The sequence below is a fragment of the Nonomuraea antri genome (assembly GCF_013283785.1).
Classification (GTDB): domain Bacteria; phylum Actinomycetota; class Actinomycetes; order Streptosporangiales; family Streptosporangiaceae; genus Nonomuraea; species Nonomuraea antri.
Window position 1 is genome coordinate 1 of record NZ_JABCPZ010000468.1, and the last position, 2756, is coordinate 2756.

At 74.7% G+C, this 2756-nt stretch carries 3 protein-coding genes; all 3 read right to left on the minus strand.

Annotation, left to right across the window (positions count from 1 at the left end):
- Nucleotides 1-187: 187 nt before the first annotated feature.
- A complete protein-coding gene (locus tag HII36_RS54495) occupies nucleotides 188-1126 on the minus strand; it encodes a protein kinase family protein (RefSeq protein ID WP_173531264.1) in 939 nt (312 codons plus the stop codon).
- 53 nt (nucleotides 1127-1179) lie between these two features.
- Nucleotides 1180-1992, minus strand: a complete 813-nt coding sequence (locus tag HII36_RS54500) for a putative hydro-lyase (protein ID WP_217371131.1) — start codon at nucleotides 1990-1992, stop codon at nucleotides 1180-1182.
- 115 nt (nucleotides 1993-2107) lie between these two features.
- The coding region (locus HII36_RS54505) for a 5-oxoprolinase subunit C family protein (protein ID WP_173531265.1) at nucleotides 2108-2756 on the minus strand (649 nt) is incomplete at its 5' end.

Genomic DNA, 2756 nt, shown 5'->3' on the forward strand with positions numbered 1-2756 from the left:
ACGTCGGCCGAGGCGAGCACGCCACTCCAAGCCGGGGCCGGCCCGAAGGAGCGGCCAGGCGGGGCGAACACGTCGGTCCAGACCGGGACCAGCCCGAAGGGGGCCGGGCGGGAGGAGGCCGCCCCGTAGAAGGATCAGCCCGAAGAAGAGGCCGGCCCGGAGAAGGGGCCGGGCGGTAGCGAGGTGGTCAGGGGTGGCGGAGCGGCGCTTCCAGTTGGGCGCGGTGCTCGGTGACCCAGCGGTGGGCCGCCAGCACCGCCGCCGGGGCGCCGACGTCGCGGAGCCGGACCATCGCCGGCTCCCCCGCCGCCGCACCCGACTCGATGCCACGCCAACACCGGTCCTGCCACCACAGGATGGCCTCCACCAGCTCCAGCCGCGCGTCCGTCCCGTAGGCGTCGCAGATCAGCCGGAGCCTGCGAGCCGCCTGCCGGACGTCGCGCACCCCCGGCCCCAGGTCCAGGAACTGCCAGCACACGTGAGCGAGGTCGTGGACGCGGCGACCCGGCGCAGCCAGGTCCCAGTCGATGAAGGCCACCGGCCGCGCCCCCAAGCCTAGCCCCCGTCCGCCGAGGTCCAGGCTGGCAGGATCCCGGCCGCCAAGGTACTGGTCGGCGAGGTCCGGGCTGGCGAGGTGCCAGTCGGCAGGATTCCAGTCGGCGGGATCCCGGCCGCCGAAGTTTCGGCCGAAGGGGTCCCGGTCGGCGGGATCCTGGTCGCCGAGGTTTCGGTCGGCGAGGTGCGGGTCACCGGGATCCCGGTAGACGGTGTTGCGTGGCGACAGGTCGTTGTGGCAGACGACCTCCGCGCCGAAGGCCCGCGCCATGCCCACCGTCAGGTCGTGGAACTCACGTACCAGCTCGGCCACCCGCACCAGGTTGGCGTCGGAGCGCAGCGCGGCCGCCCGCGCCGGCTCCCACGGCACCTCACCGGCCACGAAGCTCAGGACCTCGCGCCCCCGCTCGTCGGTGCCCAGGTGGCGGGGCGCCCCAGCCCAGCCGGCCCGCTCGAACCCGGCCAGCAGCTCACGGACGAACGCCGCCCGCGCCCCACCCGCCCTGCGCACGGTGTCACCGACGCGAACCACCTGGTTCACGAAGCCACCTGCCAGCGGGATCTCGGCCATCAGCCCATCATGGCCCAAGCAGCCCATCATGGCCCAAGCAGGCCCGCCACGGCTCAGGGCACGAGGTAGGCGCTGTCGCGGGCGTCAGTGATGGCCATCGACCCGGGCGCGTGGCTGATCGCGAACGGCGGCCGCGACCGCATGACCGCCGCCTGCGACGTCACCCCGCACTCCCAGAAGACCGGCAACTCGCCCGCCCGCACCTCCACCGGATCGCCGAAGTCGGGCTTGCCGAGGTCGTCGATCCCCAGCGCGGACGGGTCGCCCACGTGTACCGGCGCCCCGTGCACGGCCGGGTAACGCGAGGTCACCCGGACCGCCACCGGCACCAGTTCGGCGGGCATCGGACGCATCGACACGACCTTCGGCCCGGACAGCCCGCCGGCCGGACGGCACTGCCGGTCGGTGCAGTACATGGGGACGTTCGTCCCGCTCTCCACGTGCCGCACCGGGACCCCGGCCTCCGCCAGCGCGGACTCGAAGGTGAAGCTGCAGCCGATGAGGAAGCAGACCAGGTCGTCACGCCAGTACGAGGTGACGTCGGTGACCTCGGCCACCTGCTCGCCGTGCTCGTAGACGCGGTAGGCGCTCAGGTCGGTGCGCAGGTCGCCGTCGAAGATCGACGCGGCCGTCTCCCCGGGCTCCGTCACGTCGAGCACCGGGCACGCCTGGGCGTTGCGCTGCGCGAACAGCAGGAAGTCGTAGGCGCGGTCTCGGGGCAGCGCGATCAGGTTGGCCTGCGTCCACCCGGCGGACCAGCCGCAGGTGGGCGTCACCGGCCCGGTACGCAGGATCGCGCGGGCCTGGTGCGGGGTGAGCAGGGACGGGTCAGCGGGCATGGCCGTCGCGGCCGTCGCGGCCGTCATGGGCGTTATGGGCGTCGTGGGCGTCGTGGGCGTCATGGGCGTCATGGGCGTCATGGGCGTCATGGCCTTACGTTCCTCTCGTGGCTGGGACGAGCCGGACGCTCGTCGTCTCGGATCACTCGCGTGCCAGGGGGCCGCAGCCGGCCGGGAGCCGGTCGTCCCGGATCGGACGGAAGCGGAGGCGCTGGCCCGGGCGGGCCTGGGCGGCCAGGTCGACGTCGCGGCTGTGCACGACGGCGATCACCGGGTAGCCGCCGGTGAGCGGATGGTCGGCGAGGAAAAGCGTGGGCTGACCGGAGTGCGGCACCTGCAGCGCGCCGGGCACGACGCCCTCGCTGGGCAGCTCGCCCTGCCGCACCCGCTCCAGCCTGGGCCCGTGCAGCCGCATGCCGACGCGGTCGCTGTCGGCGCCCACCTGGTACGGGGCCGAGCACAGGACGTCCAGGGCGTCCCTGGCGAACCAGTCGTCGCGCGGCCCGGCGAGCACCCGCAGCACGAGGTCGCCGGCGGACGGTCCGGGCAGCGGCGCCAGGTCGACGCACGGGAACGCGGCGGGCGGCGGCCCCACCGGCAGCAGCGCGCCCGCGACCGGGTGTGGCGGGCCGAGCCCGGCGAGCGTGTCGGTGGCGCGGGCGCCGAGCACGGGCGGCACGTCGAGCCCGCCCCGCACGGCCAGGTAGGTGCGCAGCCCGCGGGCGGGCACGCCGAGCCACAGCTCCGCCCCGTCGGGCAGCCGCTCAACAGCCTGAAACCCGATCCCCACC

Excerpts from the sequence above, each read along its gene's own strand:
- HII36_RS54495 (WP_173531264.1), bottom strand. The coding sequence starts at position 1,126 with ATGGCCGAGATCCCGCTGGCAGGTGGCTTCGTGAACCAGGTGGTTCGC.
- HII36_RS54500 (WP_217371131.1), bottom strand. The coding sequence starts at position 1,992 with ATGACGGCCGCGACGGCCGCGACGGCCATGCCCGCTGACCCGTCCCTG.